This window comes from Oricola indica (assembly GCF_965227485.1).
In the GTDB taxonomy this organism is placed as follows: Bacteria; Pseudomonadota; Alphaproteobacteria; order Rhizobiales; family Rhizobiaceae; genus Oricola; species Oricola indica.
This window is the reverse complement of record NZ_OZ245747.1, coordinates 1,610,406-1,629,902: the sequence shown is the minus strand read 5'-3', so window position 1 is coordinate 1,629,902 and position 19,497 is coordinate 1,610,406. Positions and strand designations below refer to the sequence as shown.

Annotated in this window: 18 protein-coding genes; 8 read left to right on the top strand and 10 right to left on the bottom strand. The window is 65.1% G+C overall.

Annotated elements, in window-relative coordinates:
- Positions 1-6: 6 nt before the first annotated feature.
- From ACQK2M_RS08295 to ACQK2M_RS08280, 4 genes are all read right to left on the bottom strand, one after another.
- Positions 7-1,320, bottom strand: coding sequence for a cytochrome b (locus ACQK2M_RS08295; protein ID WP_223475820.1), 1,314 nt, complete (start codon positions 1,318-1,320; stop codon positions 7-9).
- A 10-nt stretch (positions 1,321-1,330) separates the two neighbouring features.
- A complete protein-coding gene (gene petA / locus ACQK2M_RS08290; protein WP_223475821.1) occupies positions 1,331-1,888 on the bottom strand; it encodes a ubiquinol-cytochrome c reductase iron-sulfur subunit in 558 nt (185 codons plus the stop codon).
- A 179-nt stretch (positions 1,889-2,067) separates the two neighbouring features.
- The gene (locus tag ACQK2M_RS08285; RefSeq protein WP_425420007.1) at positions 2,068-3,927 is read right to left on the bottom strand and encodes an ABC transporter ATP-binding protein; all 1,860 of its coding nucleotides are present in this window, start codon (positions 3,925-3,927) and stop codon (positions 2,068-2,070) included.
- 47 nt (positions 3,928-3,974) lie between these two features.
- On the bottom strand, positions 3,975-5,822 hold the full coding sequence (locus tag ACQK2M_RS08280) for an ABC transporter ATP-binding protein (RefSeq protein ID WP_425417398.1): 1,848 nt from the start codon (positions 5,820-5,822) through the stop codon (positions 3,975-3,977).
- A 421-nt stretch (positions 5,823-6,243) separates the two neighbouring features.
- On the opposite strand from ACQK2M_RS08280, the gene ACQK2M_RS08275 reads away from it, so the two are divergent.
- Positions 6,244-6,717, top strand: coding sequence for a tRNA (cytidine(34)-2'-O)-methyltransferase (locus ACQK2M_RS08275; RefSeq protein WP_425417397.1), 474 nt, complete (start codon positions 6,244-6,246; stop codon positions 6,715-6,717).
- 6 nt (positions 6,718-6,723) lie between these two features.
- Here ACQK2M_RS08275 and ACQK2M_RS08270 read toward each other — a convergent pair whose 3' ends face one another.
- On the bottom strand, positions 6,724-7,167 hold the full coding sequence (locus ACQK2M_RS08270) for a hypothetical protein (protein ID WP_425417396.1): 444 nt from the start codon (positions 7,165-7,167) through the stop codon (positions 6,724-6,726).
- Between the two features lie 72 nt (positions 7,168-7,239).
- Between ACQK2M_RS08270 and ACQK2M_RS08265 the strand changes: the two genes are divergently transcribed.
- The gene (locus ACQK2M_RS08265; RefSeq protein ID WP_425417395.1) at positions 7,240-7,668 is read left to right on the top strand and encodes a MarR family winged helix-turn-helix transcriptional regulator; all 429 of its coding nucleotides are present in this window, start codon (positions 7,240-7,242) and stop codon (positions 7,666-7,668) included.
- Between the two features lie 146 nt (positions 7,669-7,814).
- On the opposite strand, the gene ACQK2M_RS08260 is transcribed toward ACQK2M_RS08265, so the two are convergent.
- The gene (locus ACQK2M_RS08260) at positions 7,815-8,270 is read right to left on the bottom strand and encodes a GNAT family N-acetyltransferase (RefSeq protein WP_425417394.1); all 456 of its coding nucleotides are present in this window, start codon (positions 8,268-8,270) and stop codon (positions 7,815-7,817) included.
- Between the two features lie 13 nt (positions 8,271-8,283).
- Positions 8,284-8,535: a hypothetical protein gene (locus ACQK2M_RS08255; RefSeq protein WP_223475828.1), complete on the bottom strand. Its 252-nt coding sequence runs from the start codon at positions 8,533-8,535 to the stop codon at positions 8,284-8,286.
- Positions 8,536-8,682: 147 nt separating this feature from the next.
- Here ACQK2M_RS08255 and hemF point away from each other — a divergent pair, with 147 nt between their 5' ends.
- Both hemF and ACQK2M_RS08245 read left to right on the top strand, forming a co-directional pair.
- Positions 8,683-9,597: an oxygen-dependent coproporphyrinogen oxidase gene (gene hemF, locus ACQK2M_RS08250; RefSeq protein ID WP_425417393.1), complete on the top strand. Its 915-nt coding sequence runs from the start codon at positions 8,683-8,685 to the stop codon at positions 9,595-9,597.
- Between the two features lie 96 nt (positions 9,598-9,693).
- Positions 9,694-9,876 carry a DUF1059 domain-containing protein gene (locus ACQK2M_RS08245; protein ID WP_425417392.1) on the top strand — a complete coding sequence of 61 codons (183 nt, stop codon included), beginning with the start codon at positions 9,694-9,696 and terminating at the stop codon, positions 9,874-9,876.
- Here the strand turns inward: ACQK2M_RS08245 and ACQK2M_RS08240 are convergent.
- From ACQK2M_RS08240 to ACQK2M_RS08230, 3 genes are read right to left on the bottom strand one after another with little or no spacing between them, the layout of a single operon-like run.
- The gene (locus ACQK2M_RS08240) at positions 9,868-11,124 is read right to left on the bottom strand and encodes a CCA tRNA nucleotidyltransferase (RefSeq protein WP_425417391.1); all 1,257 of its coding nucleotides are present in this window, start codon (positions 11,122-11,124) and stop codon (positions 9,868-9,870) included. The genes ACQK2M_RS08245 and ACQK2M_RS08240 overlap by 9 nt on opposite strands.
- The gene (locus tag ACQK2M_RS08235; protein WP_223475832.1) at positions 11,117-11,767 is read right to left on the bottom strand and encodes a CoA pyrophosphatase; all 651 of its coding nucleotides are present in this window, start codon (positions 11,765-11,767) and stop codon (positions 11,117-11,119) included. Before ACQK2M_RS08235 ends, ACQK2M_RS08240 begins: the two co-directional genes overlap by 8 nt.
- Positions 11,764-12,387, bottom strand: a complete 624-nt coding sequence (locus tag ACQK2M_RS08230) for a DUF1285 domain-containing protein (protein ID WP_425417390.1) — start codon at positions 12,385-12,387, stop codon at positions 11,764-11,766. Before ACQK2M_RS08230 ends, ACQK2M_RS08235 begins: the two co-directional genes overlap by 4 nt.
- Positions 12,388-12,527: 140 nt before the next feature.
- Here ACQK2M_RS08230 and ACQK2M_RS08225 point away from each other — a divergent pair, with 140 nt between their 5' ends.
- Genes ACQK2M_RS08225 through ACQK2M_RS08210 form a run of 4 tightly spaced genes read left to right on the top strand, consistent with a single transcriptional unit; the run spans position 12,528 to position 19,441 of the window.
- Positions 12,528-13,541 carry an AAA family ATPase gene (locus ACQK2M_RS08225; RefSeq protein ID WP_223475834.1) on the top strand — a complete coding sequence of 338 codons (1,014 nt, stop codon included), beginning with the start codon at positions 12,528-12,530 and terminating at the stop codon, positions 13,539-13,541.
- A 4-nt stretch (positions 13,542-13,545) separates the two neighbouring features.
- Positions 13,546-14,472 (top strand): DUF58 domain-containing protein, encoded by a 927-nt coding sequence (locus tag ACQK2M_RS08220; protein ID WP_425417389.1) that lies wholly within the window; start codon positions 13,546-13,548, stop codon positions 14,470-14,472.
- 16 nt (positions 14,473-14,488) lie between these two features.
- Positions 14,489-17,350, top strand: a complete 2,862-nt coding sequence (locus ACQK2M_RS08215; protein WP_425417388.1) for a DUF4159 domain-containing protein — start codon at positions 14,489-14,491, stop codon at positions 17,348-17,350.
- A 12-nt stretch (positions 17,351-17,362) separates the two neighbouring features.
- Positions 17,363-19,441, top strand: coding sequence for a hypothetical protein (locus ACQK2M_RS08210; RefSeq protein WP_425420006.1), 2,079 nt, complete (start codon positions 17,363-17,365; stop codon positions 19,439-19,441).
- Positions 19,442-19,497 lie beyond the last annotated feature (56 nt).

Genomic DNA, 19,497 nt, shown 5'->3' with positions numbered 1-19,497 from the left:
CGCGGCTCATCCCCTCGTTTCCGGCGATGCGGCAGTTCCGCTCGCGACCTGCTGGGCGCCGCTCTTGCGGTTGCGCTCCAGCACCGCCTCGGTGATCGAATTCGGCAGCCTGCGCGGCGTTTCGATCAGGCCGAGGACCGGCAGAATGATCAGGAAGAAGACGAAGTAGTAGAGCGTCGCGATCTGCGCCATCATGGTGTAGACGCCTTCGGCCGGCTTCGAGCCCAGCCATCCAAGGAAGATGGCGTTGGCGACGAAGATCCAGAAGAACAGCTTGTACCACGGACGATAGACCGCCGAGCGCACCTTGGACGTGTCGAGCCAGGGCATGATGAACAAGAGCGCGATCGAACCGAACATGACGAGCACGCCGCCAAGCTTGGAGTCGATCGGGCCGACATTGAAGGTGATGGCGCGCAGCATCGCGTAGAACGGCAGGAAGTACCATTCGGGCACGATATGCGCCGGCGTCACCAGCGGGTTGGCTTCGATGTAGTTGTCCGGGTGGCCCAGATAGTTCGGCAGGTAGAAGACGAAGTAGGCGAACACGACGAAGAATACCATCATCGCGAATGCGTCCTTGATGGTCGCGTAAGGCGTGAAGGCCACCGTGTCCGTCTTGGATTTCACCTCGATGCCGGTCGGGTTCGTCTGGCCGGTCACATGCAGCGCCCAGACGTGCAGGATAACGACACCCGCGATCATGAAGGGCAGCAGGTAGTGCAGCGAGAAGAACCGGTTGAGCGTCGGATCGCCGACCGCGTAACCGCCGAGAAGCAGTTCCTGGATCGGCTGGCCGACCACCGGGAAAGCGGTGAAGAAGCCGGTGATAACGGTGGCGCCCCAGAAGGACATCTGTCCCCAGGGAAGCACGTAGCCCATGAAGCCGGTCGCCATCATCAGCAGGTAGATGATGCAGCCGAGGATCCAGAGCAGTTCGCGCGGCGCCTTGTAGGAGCCGTAATACATGCCGCGGAACATGTGCAGATAGACCGCGACGAAGAAGAAGGATGCGCCGTTGGAGTGCATGTAGCGCAACAGCCAGCCATGGTTCACATCGCGCATGATGTTCTCGACGCTCGTGAAGGCCAGGCCGGTCGAGGCGACGTAATGCATCGCCAGCACGACGCCGGTCAGGATCTGCGAGATCAGCATGAAAGAGAGAATGCCGCCGAACGTGTAGGCATAATTCAGGTTGCGCGGCACGGGATAGGCGACGAACGAGTCGTACATCATCCGCGGCAGCGGCATGCGGGCATCGACCCATTTGCCGATACCCGAGGTCGGCGTGTAGGTGCCGTGTGCTTCGTAAGTGCTCATGCTCGGGCTCCTATACGGTGTCTGTGCCGATGGTCAGCGTCGAAGCGTCTGCGAAGACGTGCGGCGGCTGTGGCAGGTTGATCGGCGCAGGTCCGCGCAGGATGCGGCCGGTGAAGTCGAACACCGAGCCGTGACACGGGCAGTTCCACCCGTCGGCGCCCGTATCGACAACCTTGGGAATGCAGCCCAGATGCGTGCAGTTCGCGGCGACAACGACCCAGTCCTTGGTGGCTTCATCGGCCGGACCGCCAATGCGCGGCTCCGCCGGAGCCGGATCCTTCAGGTCGCTCTCGGGCAGTTCGGTAACCGCGCCGATCTCCGCCTCGGTCAGGCGGCGCACGAAATACGGCTTGCCGCGCCAGGTCACGATGATGGCCGCACCGGGCTCGATGGACGAAATGTCGATATCGACAGGCTGGCCGGCCGCGCGGACAGCCGCGTCCGGGCGCATCTGGTCGATAAAGGGCCAGGCGAGACCCGCCGCGCCGACCACACCGAGCATCCCGGTGGCGACGTAGATGAAGTCGCGGCGCGTTGTCTCATCAGCGGTGATTGTTTCTTCGCTCACAGGAGCATTCCTTTCCGGTACAGTCACTGTGTCTGCGGGCGGTCAGGACAGGCACAGGCAAGTGCCCGCGCCCGCAGCCACGTCCCCCGCGATCCCTTATTTCGGAAGGACGCGCTTGTCCAGCCTCGACCATCGGATGATGGCAACATGTCGCGCTGTTTTTTCGTGGAAAAGTGGGCTTATTCCGCAGCTTCGCCAAGCGCCAGGAAACCACCGGACTGCCGCGCCCACAGCCGGGCATAGAGGCCATCCGGGCGCTTCACAAGCTGGGCGTGCGTTCCCATCTCGACGATTTCGCCGCGATCCATGACGATCAGGCGGTCCATCGCGGCGATCGTCGAAAGGCGGTGCGCAATGGCGACAACCGTCTTGCCGGCCATCAGGCCCTGCAGATTTTCCTGGATCGCCGCCTCGATATCCGAATCGAGCGCCGAGGTCGCTTCGTCGAGGATCAGGATCGGCGCGTCCTTGAGCATCACCCGGGCAATCGCCACGCGCTGACGCTGGCCGCCCGACAGTTTGATCCCGCGTTCGCCGACATGCGCGTCGTAGCCGCACCGGCCCTTCGGGTCCTCGACGCCCATGATGAATTCATGCGCGTGGGCCTTCTTCGCCGCCTCGACGATCTCCGCTTCCGTCGCGCCCAGTTTTCCATAGGAAATGTTCTCGCGCAGCGAGCGGTGCATCAGCGAAGGTTCCTGGCTGACGACGCCGAACTGCTCGCGCAGCGACCCCTGGGTGAGGTCGCGAATGTCGTGATCGTCGAGCAGGATGCGCCCGCTCTCCACGTCGTAGAGACGCAACAGCAGGTTGACGAAGGTCGATTTCCCCGCCCCCGATGGGCCGACCAGCCCGACCTTCTCGCCCGGCTCGATCTCCACGGTCAGGCCGTCGAACAATTCGCCATTCTTCTTGCCGTAATGGAATTGCACGCCGTCGAAACGGATGCGGCCCGAGGATTTCGGCATGTCGATCGCGCCGGGCCGGTCGCGAATCGACGGCACGACGGACACGGTCTCCGTCGCGTCCTGAACGGTCGAATAGGCGCGGATCAGGCCGTTGATATTGAACATCATCCAGCCAGACATCTGGTTGAGCCGGAAAACGAGACCCATCGTCGCCGCGATCGCGCCGGTCGAAAGCCCGCCGTTCATCCACGAGGAGATGGCCAGCGCGGCCACACCCGTCATCATGAAGCCGTTGAGCAGCGCCACCGAAGCGCGCACGGTCGTGATCATCCGCGTCAGATGCGTCACCGCGCTGAGATAGTTGGTGAGAGCCGACCGGATACCGCCATGCTCGCGCTGGCGGCTGTCGAACAGCTTGACCGACAGGATATTGGTGAAGATGTCCACCATGCGCCCGTTGAGCACAGCGCGCTCATTGGCGTTCTCCTTGCCTGCGCGGCGCAGGCGCGGCAGCAGGAAGCGGATGATCGCCGCATAGCCCATGCCCCACACAGCCACGACCACGCCCATGCGCCAGTCGAGCGTCGTCAGGATCGTGGTGGTCAGGATGACGAATGTCAGGAACGACCACATCGCCTGCAGCGACGTGACGATGAAATCGCCCGTCGACTCGCCCGCCTGCATGATCTTGGTCGCGATGCGGCCGGCGAAATCGTTCTGGTAGAAGGTATAGGGCTGCTCGATCACCCGGCGAAAGGCCTGCCAGCGGATCATCGTGTAGAAGCGCGGCACGATCACTTGCTGCTCGATCACCGCCGAACCGATCATCACGACAGCGCGCACGACCAGCAGCAGCGCCGCGAGCCCCGCGAGCTGGTGCCAGTGGTCGCGGAGCAGCGCCTCCGGGGACGTGTTGTCGAGAATGTCGATCAGCCAGCCGACGGACCAGTAGAGCGCCGCGTCCACCCCGCCGACCAGCCCGCCAACGACCAGCAGGATGATGAAGGGCCAGCGCGCCTGGTTGGCGAAATAGAGGATGAAGCCCCACGCCGTCTGCGGCAGCAATTCGCGCCCCGGATCGGAAAACGGATCGACGAAGCGTTCCACCCGGTTCCAGACCGGGTGGTCCATGTCACGATAGCGCGTGTCCGGCTCCTGCCCGGGCCTGTAACGATTGCTCATTCCGCAGCGACAGCCTCTGTTGCATCGATGAAGCCGCCAGACTGGCGCGCCCACAATTGCGCGTAGATCCCTTCCGACCCGGCAAGAGATTCATGCGTGCCTTCCTCGACGATATGCCCCTTGTCGAGCACCACCAGCCGGTCGAGGCTGGAAATCGTGGATAGCCGGTGCGCAATCGCGATCACTGTCTTTCCTTCCATGAGGGCATAGAGGTTGTCCTGGATCGCCGCCTCCACTTCGGAATCGAGCGCGGACGTGGCCTCATCGAGCACGAGGATCGGGGCATTTTTCAGGAAGACCCGCGCGATCGCGATGCGCTGACGCTGGCCGCCAGACAGTTTCACGCCCCGCTCGCCGACATGCGCGTCATAGCCGGTCCGGCCCTGCAGATCGACGAGATCGAGGATATAGTCATGCGCATTGGCCCGCTTGGCCGCCGCGACGATTTCCTCCTCGGTGGCGTCCGGCTTGCCGTAGGCGATGTTGTCGCGCACGGACCGGTGCAGGAGCGAGGTGTCCTGGGTCACGACGCCGATCTGCGAGCGCAGGGAATCCTGCGTCACGCCGGCAATGTCCTGGCCGTCGATCAGGATCTGACCGCCCTCGAGATCGTAGAGGCGCAAAAGCACGTTCATCAGCGTTGATTTACCCGCGCCGGACCGTCCGACAAGACCCACCTTCTCGCCGGGTGCCACAGACAGGCTCAGATCCTCGATCACGCCGCCATCCTTTCCGTAGTGAAAGCGGATGTTTTCGAAGTCGATCCGGCCTTCCTTGACGACCAGCGTCTTGGCGTCCGGCGCGTCGGACACGATGCGCGGACGCGCGATCGTGCCCATGCCGTCCTGCGCCATGCCGATATTCTCGAACAGGCCGGCCAGTTCCCACATGACCCAGTGCGCCATGCCTTCCAGCCGCAGCACCAGCCCGATGGCAACCGCCAGCGCGCCGACGCTGGCCGAACCGGCCGTCCACGAAACGATGCCGATCGCACCGACGGAGAACAGCAAAAGCGAGTTCGACACGTCGAGCCCGGTGTTCAGCATGGTGACGTAACGCATCTGCGGATGAACGGTTTGCAGGAAGTCGTCCATCGCGTCGCGCGCATAGGTCTCCTCGCGTCCGGCATGGGCGAACAGCTTCACCGTCATGATGTTGGTGTAGCTGTCGACGATCCGCCCGGTCATCGACGAGCGGGCGTTGGACTGCAGCTCCGAGATCGCCCGCATTTTCGGCAGGAAATGGCGCAGCAGAACCACATAGAAGACCAGCCACACCACGAAGGGCAGCATCATCCAGACGTCGAGCGACCCGACCAGCAGCAACGCGCCGGTAAAATAGACCGCCACATAAATGAAGACGTCGAGGATCTTGACCACCGTCTCGCGAACGCCCAGCGCGGCCTGCATCATCTTGGTCGCCACCCGGCCGGCGAACTCGTCCTGGTAGAAGGAGAAGCTCTGGCCCAGCAGGTAGCGATGCGCCTTCCAGCGGATTATCATCGGGTAGTTGCCGAAGATCGTCTGGTGCATGATGAATGTATGGCCGAGGCTGAGCAGCGGCAGGAGGACGAGAATCACCGCCCCCATCCAGAACAGCGTCCAGCCTTCATCCGCGAGGAAGGTCGCGCGGTCGGCACTGGCGAGCCAGTCGACGATGTTGCCGAGAAATCCGAACAGCGCGACCTGCACCGCGGATATCCCGGCGATCAACACCGACGTGATCGCCAGCCAGGGCCAGATGCCCTTGGTGTAGTGCCAGCAGAAGGCAAGCAGGGTCGACGGCGGCTGCTCGGGCTGCTCGGCGGGAAAAGGATCGATTCTGTTTTCAAACCACGAGAACATGGCGGACCTCATGAAAAGCGATATGGCGCCGAACAAAGGTTCGGCGAGAATGACGGGATGCGCGAAAGCGCGGAACGGCGTGACGGGTCCGGCACCGGCAAAGCCGGGAATGCGGACGCGAAAACAATGAACTCAGAGCAATGGGGCATGACCGAAAACCGTTCTGGTGGAACCAAAACCGGCGGTCACGAAAGAATTTACAGGCTGTGTTCGAACCGCTGGCTTGTCAGGCGAGAATGACGCTGGGCGTCCGTGGACGCAGCAAATCGCCTGTGGGGAGCGCGACGCGCGCATGCATCGGAATGTATTCCATCGTCGCCTCCTTGGCTTGCGGTTGAAGATCGCTACTTATACCGAGCGGTCCGCAAAGACTAGTGCGGATCGGCAACACCGCGCCGCTCCTGCCAGCCACTGACGCCCGATGACCGACACGCCGACACTTCACATCGCCCTCTTCCAGCCGGACATTCCGGGCAATACCGGCGCGATCCTGCGGCTGGCCGCCTGTCTCGGCGCCGTGGTGCATGTCATAGAGCCCGCCGGTTTCGACCTCTCCGACCGCGCCCTGAAACGTGCCGGCATGGACTATCTCGAAATGGCGACGATGCGCCGACATCTCAATTGGGAGGCATTCGATGCCTGGCGCAAGACGGAGAACCGTCGGCTTGTGCTGCTGACGACGAAGGCCTCGGCGCCCTACACGGCGCAAGAGTTCAGCGAGAAGGGTATTCTTCTCTTCGGCCGCGAAAGCGCCGGCGTGCCGGACGCCGTCCATGACGCGGCCGACATCCGCCTGACGATCCCCATGGCCGAAGGCGCGCGCTCCATCAATCTCGCCCTCTCGGCGGCAATGGTCGCCGGCGAGGCCATGCGGCAACTCGCCTGGCGACCCTGATCGCGATCACGCGGCCTGCCGCTTCGGACGGCGCATGGCGAGACCGTCGCGCATGTTCAGGCCGAGCAGCGCGATGTTCGACGCGCCGGCGACCAGTTCCACCGCCTGCACAACCATGAATGCCGTGTCGAACTCGCCCTGCCCCGCCTTCATGGCGAGAAAGATGGCGCTCGGCACGAGCACGAGGATGCCCGTCGCCGCGATGATCTTCATGCGCGTCCTTTTGCGCGCAACGACCGGGCCGCGCCATTTCGCGCCAAGCGAGAAGCCGGTTCCTCCGGCGACCGCCATGGATGGAACGAGGATCGCGAGTCCGTAGAGAACGCCGGTCTTGACCGCGGCGATCTGCGCCGCAGAGCCGAACAACTCACTGGCCACCGTCGATGTCCAGAACGTGATGATGGTCGCCAGGGCGAGTGCGCCCGCGACGGCGTGAATGCGTTTCTTCATGTCAGCCTCCATTTGAATAGCGTGCTATGTAAATAGTATTGAATAGCCTGCTATGCAATGCTATCGACCGACATGGCATTCAAAAAAGACGCGTCGGCCGGCTACCTCGCCAACCACATGGCGCGGCTTTTCGCGCTCGCCCTGCACGACCGCATCCGCCCGTTGGGCCTCGCCCCGGCCCAGTTCATGACGCTTCTGGAATTGTGGGAAGATGACGGCCTGACCCAGAAGGACCTCGTCCAGCGCCTCGACGTCGAACAGGCGACGATGGCCAACACGCTGAAACGCATGGAGCGCGACGGCCTGATCACCCGCACCGAAAACCCCGAAGACCGCCGCGCCCAACTGGTCCGCCTGACGCCGAAGGCGAAAGCCCTGCAAGAGGACGCGACAAGCGCCGCGACAGGGGTCAACGAAAAGGCGCTGTCAGCCCTTTCCCCCGAGGACCGCCAGGCCTTCATCTCGTTGATGAGCCGGGTGATCGGGGCATTGCGGGATTGACCGCTCACGGTTTTTCTCCATCGCCGATGAGAAGCCGGACATTGAAGCGAACGCCATTCACGGACCAGCCGGGATACGGCTTGGGCACGCGATTGCCCTACCCGCTCCATCGGCGAAAACACCGACCGGGCCCCTGTCTTGGCAGGTCAGCCCTTCCCCATCTCCGCGCGCATGTCGCGATGCGGGATGCCCGCCTCCGGATATTCGTCAGAGCACACGGAAAAGCCCAGCCGCTCGTAAAAGGGCACGGCGTGCACCTGGCTGGACAGGAAGAAGTGGCGGCCGCTGTTTTCATCGGTGGCGGCGAGGTCGGCCATCATGAAGCGCATCAGCGCCGCGCCGATATTGCGGCCGCGCGCGGCCTTCAGGACCGCGACGCGCTGGAACTTGTAGCAATCGTCAAGCACGCGCACCCGGGCGGTGCCAACGGCACGGCCGCCGGCTTCTGCAAGGTAGTGAATGCAATCGTCGTCGAGCCCGTCGCGCTCGAGTTCGGCGTCGACATTCTGTTCGCCAATGAAAACCGCCTCGCGGATGGCGAAGCAGGCGGCGAGGTCGTCGCGCGTCACGGCGCGCCGGCAGGTCGTGTGCATGTCTGTCATGGATGGTCTTCTGTCAGTCGGCGGTCGGCAGGCGCCGCATGGTGAATTCGATAACGTCGCCATCCAGCACACGCCAGCTTTCGACCTGCGTCCAGTAGGCGGCCTTCGGGTACTGGTCAAACCATTCGCGGGCCTTGCGGCGGGCGTCGGGGCGATAAAGGCGGTAGGTTTCGCGCACAAAGCTGTCTGATCGCGATGTCGAGATTTCGCGGCTTCTCGCGAGCTGGCGGCCGACGGCCTTTCGCGGCGGTTTGGGTGGAAGCATGATTCTGTTCCCCGCAATGGCTCAAGTTTAGATCGTGCCGCCCGGCTGTCAATTCCGACGTGCAAGAGCGAATCGCGGGCTTGGAATCGATCTCGCGAATCGTTAACCCGGGACAAGTCCGTGACCGCGCCGAATCGAGAGTCCGCCATGCAGCAAAGACCCGACTTGCCGACAGGCTTGCCGGACGACATCGAGGAAAAGATGGCGGCCGCCAGCGCGTGGTTCGGGGAATTGCGCGATGATATCTGCGCCGCCTTCGAGGCCATCGAGGACGATCTTTCCGGCCCCTTCGCCGACTACGCGCCCGGCCGCTTCGAGCGCCGGCCGTGGCAACGCGACAACGGTGCGGGCGGCGGCGGTATCATGTCGATGCTGTATGGCCGCGTCTTCGAGAAGGTCGGTGTGCACACCTCGACCGTCCATGGCGAGTTCTCGCCCGAATTCCGCAAGCAGATTCCCGGCGCCGAGGCCGATCCCCGCTTCTGGGCTTCCGGCATCTCGCTGATCGCCCATCCGCAGAACCCGAACGTTCCCGCCGTTCACATGAACACCCGCATGGTTGTCACGACGAGCTGGTGGTTCGGCGGTGGCGCGGACCTGACGCCGGTGCTCGACCGCCGCCGCACCCAGGACGACGCCGACACGGTCGCCTTCCACAAATCCTTCGAGCTGACCTGCTCGAAACACCCCGTCGCCGACTATCCGAAATACAAGCAGTGGTGCGACGATTATTTCTACCTGCCGCATCGCGACGAGCCGCGCGGCACGGGCGGCATTTTCTACGACTGGCAGCATTCGGCGGACGATGCCGGCGGCTGGGAGGCCGATTTCGCCTTTACGCAGGATGTCGGCCGCACCTTCCTGATCCTCTACCCGCATCTGGTGCGCAAGAATTTCAACGAGCCCTGGAGCGACGAGGACCGCGAGGAACAACTCGTGCGCCGCGGCCGCTATGTCGAGTTCAACCTGCTTTACGACCGCGGCACGATCTTCGGCCTGAAGACCGGCGGCAATGTCGACTCCATCCTCTCTTCCATGCCGCCCGCCGTGAGGTGGCCGTAAGACACGGCCTTGACGCACATCAATGCGCCCGACCGGCACATTGGCGTCAACTTTACACGGTACCGACAAGGTTCCAGAGCATGGAGGAGAAACACCATGAAACAGTACGAATGCATCGTTCCGGGCTGTTCCTGGCAGACCCATTCCGAGGAAGAGGCGGAAATCGTCCGCCGCGCCGCCGAACACATGCGCAGCGCGCATGACGGCATGACGGTCCGCGAATCGACCGTCGATCAGATCAAGGCGCACATTCGCGAGGCCGACACGGCGTCATCCTGACAGCTGCCGTGCCGCGTCGAGAAGGGTTTCGCGATCCAGGCGGAACCCGCTCTCGATCCAGCGATCCTCGAGATCCCGCAGGGCCCGGCCCATCTCCGGGCCTTGCTTGAAGCCGATTTTGGCCATGTCCGCGCCCGACAGCGGAAATGTCGGCCGCGACCAGTTCTCCGCAAAGCGCAGCGACCGGACCTGTCCGGCGACAACGTCCAGCCAGGCGGCGTTCTCGTTCGCCTTGCTGCGCGCCAAGGCAAGCGCCAGCTTCAGCCGGTCCAGCACCGCGCCGGGTTTGCTTCGATAAAGCAGTTTCGCCAGCGCCCCTTCCGAAATCTCCGGCGCGATCTCCGGCGCCTCCGCCCAGTCGATCACGCGGTCGCGATCCGCATTGGCGAGTTTCCAGCGCGCCGCGACTGACGCCGCGCTTTCCGCGCGGTGCGGGATGATCGAGGCCAGCCGCAACAGCGGATCGACCTTCCAGCCGAACGCCTTTTCCGCTCCGATCAGCCCGGGCAGCGCGTCGGTTCCCCATTTCTCCGATTCCGGCAAGACCCGGCTCAACACGCCCGCCTGCCGCATCCACAGGATCGCCCGAGACGGATCGGGCGCCTCCAGAAGCCGGCGCATCTCCGTCCAGACCCGTTCGGCCGACAGTCCATCCAGACCGTCCTTCAGCCGGGCGCAGGCCAGGAGCCCATGCGAATCCGGCCGACCATGGCCGTACCATGCGAAGAACCGGAAAAACCGCAGGATGCGCAGATAATCCTCGCGAATGCGCTCCTCCGGCTCGCCGATGAAGCGGATCGCCCTCGCCTCGATATCCGCAAGCCCGCCGACCGGATCGACGATCCGCCCGTCCGCTTCGCAATAAAGCGCGTTGACCGTGAAATCGCGCCGTCGGGCATCCCCGCCCCAGTCGCGGCCGAACCGCACCTTCGCGCGCCGCCCGTCGGTCTCGACATCCTCGCGCAGCGTGGTCGCCTCGAAACCGCGATGGTCCGCGACGATAATGACCGTTCCGTGCTCGATGCCGGTCGGCACGATGCGCATTCCCGCCGCTTCGGCGCGTCGCACCGTCTCTTCGGGAACGCAGGTCGTCGCGATATCCACATCGCCGATCGGCTGGTCCAAAAGGTGGTTGCGCACCGCCCCGCCGACCACCCGCGCTTCCTCTCCGTCACCGCCGAGGATCGCCAGGATCTTCTGCAGCACCGGATCGCGAAGCCAGTCGGCCTCGATCCTCGCTTCACTCACCGGAATAGAGCCTTTCATACATCAGCCGGATGATACCGGCCGTCACGCCCCAGATGTACCAGTCGCCATAGGGCATCTCGAAATAGTGGCGCATGTGCCCGGCGACGATCCGGCTGCCCTGCGCATGGTTGGCTTCGTCCATCAGGAAGGAAAGCGGCACCTCGAAGACCGCGTCCACCTCGTGCGGGTTGGGCCGCAACTCGAAACCGGGCTTCAGTACCGACAGGATCGGATAGATCCGGAAACCCGACCCGGCCATGTAGTCCGGCAATCGGCCGACGATCTCGACATGCTCCGCGCCAATGCCCGTTTCTTCCTCGCATTCGCGCAGCGCTGCCGTCTCCGCGTTGCCATCCCCGGGGTCGATCCGTCCGCCGGGAAAGGCGATCTGGCCGGAATGCGTGCGCAGTGCCGCCGAGCGCTTGGTCAGAAGCACGGTCGGCGCGGCCGAATGGTCGATGACCGGGATCAGCACCGCGGCGTCGCGGAACGGCCTTGTGCGCAACTCCTCGGTGATGCCCGGATTGAGATGATGATCGCCGAAATCGTCCGCATCGGCATGCCAGCCGCGCGAGGCGGCCCGTGCGCGAAACTCGCCGACCGTGAAGTCCCGCCCGATCGAGGCCGTTCCGCCTGCCGTCACCGGATCGCCCTTTCGAGGTCCTCGGCCGGCATGACAGAGAATGTCGCCCCGGCCGAGCGGATGGCGAACACGTCACGCCCGTCGATCTCGATCGTCTCGCCCAGTTCGACGAGATCGTACATGACAGCCCGGCTGACCAGCGCCTCCAGCCGGCCGCGCACGTGCAGATAGGGCTTGAGTCCGTCGCTGCCCTCTTCCTGCTCGAAACGGATCGAATGGTCCGGCCCCGCCTCGACCACGTCGCCGACATTGGTGCGAAACGTCAGCACCTGTTCCGGCCCGCGATTGTCCACATGCATCTCGACGGCGAGGAACGGCGCGTCGTCCACCGTGATCTCGATCTTTTCGACCGGCGTGACGAGGTAGGTCTTGCCGTCCTCGTCCTTGCGCAGCACCGTCGAGAACAGCCTCACCAGCGGCATGCGCCCGATCGGCGTGCCGAGATAGAACCATGTCCCGTCGGCGGCGATGCGCATGTCGATGGCGCCGCAATTGTCCGGATGCCACTTTTCGACGGGCGGCAGGCCCTTCGAGCCCTGCACCGCCCGGGACAATAACGCCTGCAGCCCGGAGATGTCTCCGGTCCCTTCTTCCGCCTTGCCCTCGCCTGATTTGGTCATTTCTCTCGTCATTCGGATAAATCGGCGTGGAAAAACCGTCCAACTCACGAATTAGTCAGTCGATAGCGGCTTGTCAGCACCCCACACTGAATTACCTTTGAATGCGGCCCCGACTTTCCGGCCTACAGATGGAGACGCGCATGAGCACCCAGAGTTCTGGCGAAACGCTGACCGAATCCGAGGTGATCGCCGAAGCCGAACAGGCGCTGGACGGCATCAAGGCGATGCGGGCGGAGATCGGCAAGGTGATCTTCGGCCAGGAAACGGTTGTCGAGAACGCCATCGTCGCGATCCTTTCGGGCGGCCACGCGCTGCTCGTCGGCGTGCCCGGCCTCGCCAAGACCAAGCTGGTCGACACGCTCGGCACCGTGCTCGGCATTTCCGCCGGGCGCATCCAGTTCACGCCCGACCTGATGCCCTCCGACATTCTCGGCTCCGAGGTGCTCGAACAGACCGAGGACGGCAAGCGCTCTTTCCGCTTCGTGCGCGGCCCGATCTTCACCCAGCTGCTGATGGCCGACGAGATCAACCGCGCCAGCCCGCGCACCCAGTCCGCGCTGCTGCAGGCGATGCAGGAATATCACGTGACATTCGGCGGCGAACGCCATGACCTGCCGCAGCCTTTCCACGTGCTGGCGACCCAGAACCCGCTCGAACAGGAAGGCACCTACCCGCTGCCCGAAGCGCAGCTCGACCGTTTCCTGCTCCAGATCGATGTGGACTATCCCTCGCTGGACGCCGAGCGGCAGATCCTGCTGGAGACGACCGGAACGCGCGACCAACACGCAAGCGCGGTCTTCACCGCCGACAAGCTGTTGGCGCTGCAACAGCTCGTGCGCCGCATGCCCGTACCCGAAAGCGTGGTCGACGCGATCCTCGACCTGGTGCGCTCGGCGCGCCCCGGTACCGGACACGCGGCGACGGATGCCCATGTCGCCTGGGGACCGGGACCGCGCGCAAGCCAGGCGCTGATGCTGTGTTCGCGCGCCCGTGCGCTCTACGACGGCCGGTTCGCGCCGTCGGTCGATGACGTCAAGGCGCTCGCCGAACCGATCCTGCAGCACCGCATGGCGCTGACCTTCGCGGCCCGCGCCGAAGGCGTCAGCGTGCGCGACGTGATCTCCGATCTCGTCAAGTCGCTGGACCGGGCCTGACCGCATGGCAACAGTCGGCACGCGCCACACCCCCGAAGATCGCAGCGACGCGCTGGCGCGCGCACGGCTTCGCGCCGCGCTGGTTCCCGACCTGCTGATCGAGGCGCGACGCATCGTGTCGACGGTCATCGCCGGCTGGCATGGCCGCCGCAAGCGCGGCATCGGCGAAACCTTCTGGCAGTTCCGGCCCTATGTCGCCGGCGAGACGCTGGCGAAGATCGACTGGCGGCGCTCCGCGCGCGACAACCATACCTATGTACGCGACATGGAATGGGAGGCCGCCCACACGGTCTGGCTTTGGGCCGATCCGAGCCCGTCCATGTTGTTCAAGTCGCGCAGCGCCACGGTCTCCAAGGAGTCCCGCGCCCTCGTCCTGACGCTCGCGCTTGCCGAACTTCTCTCGCGTTCCGGCGAGCGGATCGGCTATCCCGGTCTGCTCAAGCCCGTCGCGGCGCGCAACGGCGCCGAACGCCTCGCCATGGCGCTCGCCAGCTCGCATGCCATGGCGCTGCCCGACCGGCCGCAGCTCGACATGGTTCAGCGCCACAGCGACGTGGTTCTGGTCAGCGACTTCCTCGATCCCCCGGAGGAAACGCTGGCGTTTCTCGACAGTATCGCCAAACGCGGCACGCGCATGCACCTGCTCGAAGTCGCGGACCCGGCGGAGGAAGTGTTTCCCTATGCCGGCCGCACCGAGTTCGAGGATCCGGAAACCGGCGTGCGCCTGACCGCCGGCCGCGCGGAGAACTGGGGCGAAGCCTACAAGACGATCTACCACGCCCGCCGCGAGGCGCTGCGCGACTATTGCCGCAAGCTCGACTGGAGCTACGCCGTCAACCGGACCGACCGTCTGGCCTCCGAGGCGCTGGTCGCCTTGCATGGCAGGCTGACGGGCCAGCCATCCACGGTTCCCGCAAGGGGAGCCGCATGATGATCGGAGCCGCGTGATGTTCGGATTGCCGCTCACCTTCGCTGCCCCCGCCATCCTGTTCGGACTGGTGGCGCTGCCGGTGATCTGGTGGCTGCTGCGCCTGACCCCGCCGAAACCGAAGACCGAGATATTCCCGCCTCTGCGCCTGCTGGCCAAGGTCATCAAGCATGAGGAGACGCCGGCCCGCAGCCCGTGGTGGCTGACCTTGCTGCGTCTTTTGATGGCGACGCTGGTGATCCTCGCCCTGGCGCGCCCGGTGCTCAATCCCACGGCCGATATCACGGGCGGCGAAGGCCCCCTGGCCCTGCTGATCGACAATGGCTGGTCGACGGGCGCGGATTGGGATGAACGGATCGCGATGGCGACGCAACTCGTCGAAAAAGCCGGGGATGCCGGCCGGCCGGTGGCGCTCGCCTACACGGTCGCGCCCGGCAATGCCGACGTGACACTGACAAATGCCGCCGATCTCTTGCCCGCGCTCGCCGCGGCGACACCGCTGGCCGCCAAGCCTGACAGAACCGCCGCCGTGGCGAGGCTCGCCGCTGCACTGGAGGATGCACAGCAGGGCGCGACGATCGCCTGGCTGTCCGACGGATTGAGCACGGAGAATGACGAGGAGACCGTCGCGGCAATCGATGCGCTCGAACCGACCGAGGTGCTGGTGTTCGATGGCGGCATCGACGGGCTGCGCGCCATTCGCGGGATCGACAACACGCCCACCAGCTTCGACGTCCATGTCCAGGCGCCCGACGGCCTTGCCGCCGGCACGGACCCGGTTTCCGTCTCCGCCTTCGACGAGAAGGGCCGGCTTCTCGCCGAGAACGCCGCCCTGTTCGCCGACGGAAGCCCCGAGACGGTGGTGCGCTTCGATGTGCCGTTCGAATTGCGCAACGATTTCGCGACGCTGCGACTGTCCGGCCAGCAGCAATCCGGCGGGGTGTGGCTTGTCGACGAGAATGCGCGGCGTCGCAGGGTCGGTCTGATCACGGGCCAGGCCGGCGATCTCGACCAGCCTCTTCTTTCGCCGCTGTTCTATATCCAGCGCGCGTTGCAGCCCTATGCCGACCTCGTCGAGGCGGAAACCGGCGATCTTGCCGTCGATGTGCCCGCGCTGATCGAGCAGGGCCCGGCGATGATCGTCATGGCCGATATCGGCGTCCTGCCCGAGGCCGCCTCGCGCAGCCTCGTACAATGGGTGGATGACGGCGGAACGCTTGTCCGCTTCGCCGGTCCGAGGCTGGCGGCGACGGCCGGCGACGACACGCTTCTGCCGGTCGATCTGCGCATCGGCGAACGTTCGCTCGGCGGGTCGCTGTCCTGGACCGAACCGCAACCCGTCGCCCCCTTCCCGCCCGGTGGCCCCTTCGGCGGTCTCGACGCGCCGCGCGAAGTCTCGGTCAACCGGCAAGTACTCGCCGAACCGGATCTCGACCTCGTCTCGCGCACCTGGGCCAATCTCGCCGACGGCACGCCGCTGGTGACGGGAACGTCGCGTGGCAAGGGAACTATCGTGCTCTTCCACGTCACCGCCGAAGCGACATGGTCGAACCTGCCGATCTCGGGCAGTTTCGTCGAGATGCTGCGCCGCATCGCCAACCTGTCGCGCAATACCGGGACGTTGCAGACCGGCAATTCCGGCGTCCAGGGCGAAGCATTGCCGCCCTATCGCATTCTCGGCGCCGACGGTGAGCTGACGGCTCCGCCCGCCCATGTCCGTCCGCTCGATGCGGAAGCAGCCGCCACGGCCGCCAGCTACGACCATCCGGCCGGGCTTTACGGCACGGCGGACGGCTTCGTCGCCCGCAACGTACTGAGCGAAGACGATACGCTCGTGCCGCTCGGTACGCCGGAATTCCAGGCGACGACCGCCTCCTTCGGCTATGCGATGGGAGAGGAAAGCGACCTGCGCGGCTCGCTCTTCCTGATCGCTCTGGCCCTGCTGGCGCTGGACACGCTCGCCGTCCTCTGGATCAACGGCCGTCTCCCGTTTTCAGGAAAAGGCCGCATCGGCGCGCGGCAGGCCGCGCCCGCGGCGGTCGCGCTCGCCCTGATTGCCGTCGCCGTGACATTCGCCGGCCCTGCCCTCGCGCAGGACAACAGCCCGCCCGCCGGGGACGAACGGCCCGGAGACGCCGAGATCATCGATATCCTGGAGACCACGCGGATCGGCTACATCCTGACCGGCAATCCGCAGACCGACGAGATCACCGAGGCCGGCCTGTCCGGCCTGACCCGCTTCCTGCAAAGCCGCACGGCGCTCGAGCCTGCGCCACCCGTCGGTCTCGACCTCGAAACCGACGAACTCGCCTTCTATGCGCTGATCTACTATCCGCTCGACACGACCGCCGAGATGCCAAGCGAGGCGGCAATCTCTCGGCTCGACGCCTTCATGCAGGGCGGCGGCACGGTGTTGTTCGACACGCGCGACCAGTTGACCGCCTCCTTTTCCGGCGCCGCCGCTTCACCGGAAAACCAGCGCCTGCGCGATATCCTGCGCGGCCTGAACATCCCGCCGCTGGAACCTGTTCCCCCGGACCATGTGCTGACCAAGGCTTTCTACATTCTCGACCGTTTTCCCGGTCGCTATGACGGCTCGCCGCTCTGGGTGGAGGCCCCGACGACACAGGAGGCCCTCGAAGGCCGCCCGGTGCGCAGCGGCGACGGCGTGAGCCCGATCATGATCACCGGCAATGATTTCGCCGGCGCGTGGGCGCTCGATGAGAGCGGCCGGCCGATCTATCCGACCATGTCCGCCGATCCGCTGCAGCGCATCTACGCCTTCCGCGCCGGGGTCAACATCATGATGTATATGCTGACCGGCAACTACAAGGCCGACCAGGTCCATGTGCCGGCGCTGCTCGAACGGTTGGGACAATAGGCCATGATGACCCTGTCGCTCGATTTCGCTCCGCTCACCGCATGGTGGCTGCTCGCGCTCGTCTGCCTGCCCGTCGCAGCGCTCGTCGCATGGGCGCTGCTGTCGCGCACCCGCGGCGCGCTTCTCAGGGCCGGTGCCGGCGCCGCGCTTGCCCTCGCCATCGCCAATCCGGTGATCAATGAAGAGGAACGCGCGCCTCTGTCCACCGTGGTGCCGCTGATCGTCGATCGCAGCCAGAGCCAGAAACTCACCGACCGTGTCAAGACGACCGACGCCGCGCTGCAGGCGCTGCGCGACCGCCTCAAACGCTTTCCGCAATTCGAGGTCCGCGAAGTCGAGGCCGGGAACACGGAAGGCGGTGGCGCGGAGACCGAAACGCGCCTGTTCGACGCGCTCGCCTCGGCGATCCGCGACGTGCCCCCGGCCCGTATCGGCGGCGCCATCATGATCACCGACGGGCAGGTTCACGACGTGCCCACGGGCGAGGAGACGGGACTGCCCCCGAACGTGCCGCTGCACGCCCTGACCACCGGCCGCGAGGACGAATTCGACCGCAAGATCGAGTTTACCCAGGCACCGCGCTTCTCGATCACAGGCCAGCCGGTCGCGATGACCTATCACGTCGTCGATTCGGGCGCGGGTGACGAAAGCGGCGCGGTGGAAGTGCAGATCTTCCTGAATGGCGAGCTCGTGGCCACCGACATCGCCATACCCGGTCTGGAAACGCCGCTCGACCTCAGCCTCGACCGTGCGGGCGCGAACATCATCGAACTTGCCGTGGACGAACTGCCCGGCGAACTGACACTCGCCAACAACCGCGCCGTCGCCGAGATGCAGGGTATCCGCGAGAATCTGCGCGTTTTGCTCGTCTCCGGCGAACCGCATTCCGGCGAGCGCACCTGGCGCAACCTCCTGAAATCCGACGCCTCGGTCGATCTCGTCCACTTCACGATCCTGCGCCCACCCGAAAAGCAGGACGGCACGCCGATCAACGAACTCTCGCTGATCGCCTTTCCGACGCGCGAGCTTTTCGTCGAGAAGATCGATGATTTCGACCTGATCATTTTCGACCGCTACCAGTACCGCAACGTCCTGCCGTCGCTCTATTACGACTACATCGCCGAATATGTGCGCGGCGGCGGCGCCCTGCTGGTCGCGGCCGGCCCGGAATATGCCGGCGAGAACTCCATCGCCAACACGCCGCTCGTCACCGCGCTTCCCGCCAAGCCGACCGGCGTCGTCACGGCACAGGGCTATTTCCCGCGCATTTCCGACGAAGGTCGCCGCCATCCGGTCACCCGCGATCTGGAGGGCGGCCAGGCCGAGCCGCCCAATTGGGGCCGCTGGTTCCGCACCATCGACGTCGAGACGCCCGACGGCGTCATCGCGATGAACGGTGCGGACGACCGGCCGCTCCTGGTTCTCAACCGCTTCGGCGAGGGCCGCGTCGGCATGATCCTCTCCGATCAAGGCTGGCTGTGGGCGCGGGGCTTCGAGGGCGGCGGGCCGCATGTGGGTCTCTATCGCCGCATGGCGCATTGGCTGATGAAGGAGCCGGAACTGGAGGAGGAAGCCCTAACCGCATCGACGGACGGGCAGACCCTGACGATCAGGCGGCAGACCATGGAAGACGAGGTCGCACCGGCGCGGCTGCGCTCACCGAGTGGCGTCGAGACCGAGGTCGATTTCCAGAACCAGGGCAACGGCATCTTCACCGCCCGGATCGAGGCCGAAGAGGTCGGGCTCTACGAGATCACGCAGGGCGATTTCTCGACGCTCGCCCATGCCGGCCCGGTCGATGCACCGGAATTCCGCTCCATGATCTCGACCACCGAGATCCTCGAACCGGTGACCGAAGCCAGCCGGGGCAGCATTCGCCGGCTCGCCGATGCGAGCGGCGCGCTGCGCGTGCCCACCATCCTCCCCGTCCGCTCCAACGGCACGGCCTTCGGCGGAGACTGGATCGGCCTGCGCACAACCGGCGAGACCGAACTCCTCGGCGTCACCCGCTACTCGCTGTTCAGCGGGTTCCTGGGCCTGGCGCTTCTGTTGCTGGTACTCTCCGGCATGTGGCTGCGCGAGGGACGATAGAGCCGGCTTCTTTGCCGCATTGCGCTTCCACGCTCGATGGTGTTTTCATCGATTCT

What these genes read in the sequence shown, in the direction of transcription:
- ACQK2M_RS08295 (WP_223475820.1), bottom strand. Translation starts at nt 1,320, where the DNA reads ATGAGCACTTACGAAGCACACGGCACCTACACGCCGACCTCGGGTATC.
- ACQK2M_RS08285 (WP_425420007.1), bottom strand. Translation starts at nt 3,927, where the DNA reads ATGGACCACCCGGTCTGGAACCGGGTGGAACGCTTCGTCGATCCGTTT.
- ACQK2M_RS08280 (WP_425417398.1), bottom strand. Translation starts at nt 5,822, where the DNA reads ATGTTCTCGTGGTTTGAAAACAGAATCGATCCTTTTCCCGCCGAGCAG.
- ACQK2M_RS08275 (WP_425417397.1), top strand. Translation starts at nt 6,244, where the DNA reads ATGACCGACACGCCGACACTTCACATCGCCCTCTTCCAGCCGGACATT.
- ACQK2M_RS08270 (WP_425417396.1), bottom strand. Translation starts at nt 7,167, where the DNA reads ATGAAGAAACGCATTCACGCCGTCGCGGGCGCACTCGCCCTGGCGACC.
- ACQK2M_RS08265 (WP_425417395.1), top strand. Translation starts at nt 7,240, where the DNA reads ATGGCATTCAAAAAAGACGCGTCGGCCGGCTACCTCGCCAACCACATG.
- ACQK2M_RS08260 (WP_425417394.1), bottom strand. Translation starts at nt 8,270, where the DNA reads ATGACAGACATGCACACGACCTGCCGGCGCGCCGTGACGCGCGACGAC.
- ACQK2M_RS08255 (WP_223475828.1), bottom strand. Translation starts at nt 8,535, where the DNA reads ATGCTTCCACCCAAACCGCCGCGAAAGGCCGTCGGCCGCCAGCTCGCG.
- hemF (WP_425417393.1), top strand. Translation starts at nt 8,683, where the DNA reads ATGCAGCAAAGACCCGACTTGCCGACAGGCTTGCCGGACGACATCGAG.
- ACQK2M_RS08245 (WP_425417392.1), top strand. Translation starts at nt 9,694, where the DNA reads ATGAAACAGTACGAATGCATCGTTCCGGGCTGTTCCTGGCAGACCCAT.
- ACQK2M_RS08230 (WP_425417390.1), bottom strand. Translation starts at nt 12,387, where the DNA reads ATGACCAAATCAGGCGAGGGCAAGGCGGAAGAAGGGACCGGAGACATC.
- ACQK2M_RS08225 (WP_223475834.1), top strand. Translation starts at nt 12,528, where the DNA reads ATGAGCACCCAGAGTTCTGGCGAAACGCTGACCGAATCCGAGGTGATC.
- ACQK2M_RS08220 (WP_425417389.1), top strand. Translation starts at nt 13,546, where the DNA reads ATGGCAACAGTCGGCACGCGCCACACCCCCGAAGATCGCAGCGACGCG.
- ACQK2M_RS08215 (WP_425417388.1), top strand. Translation starts at nt 14,489, where the DNA reads ATGTTCGGATTGCCGCTCACCTTCGCTGCCCCCGCCATCCTGTTCGGA.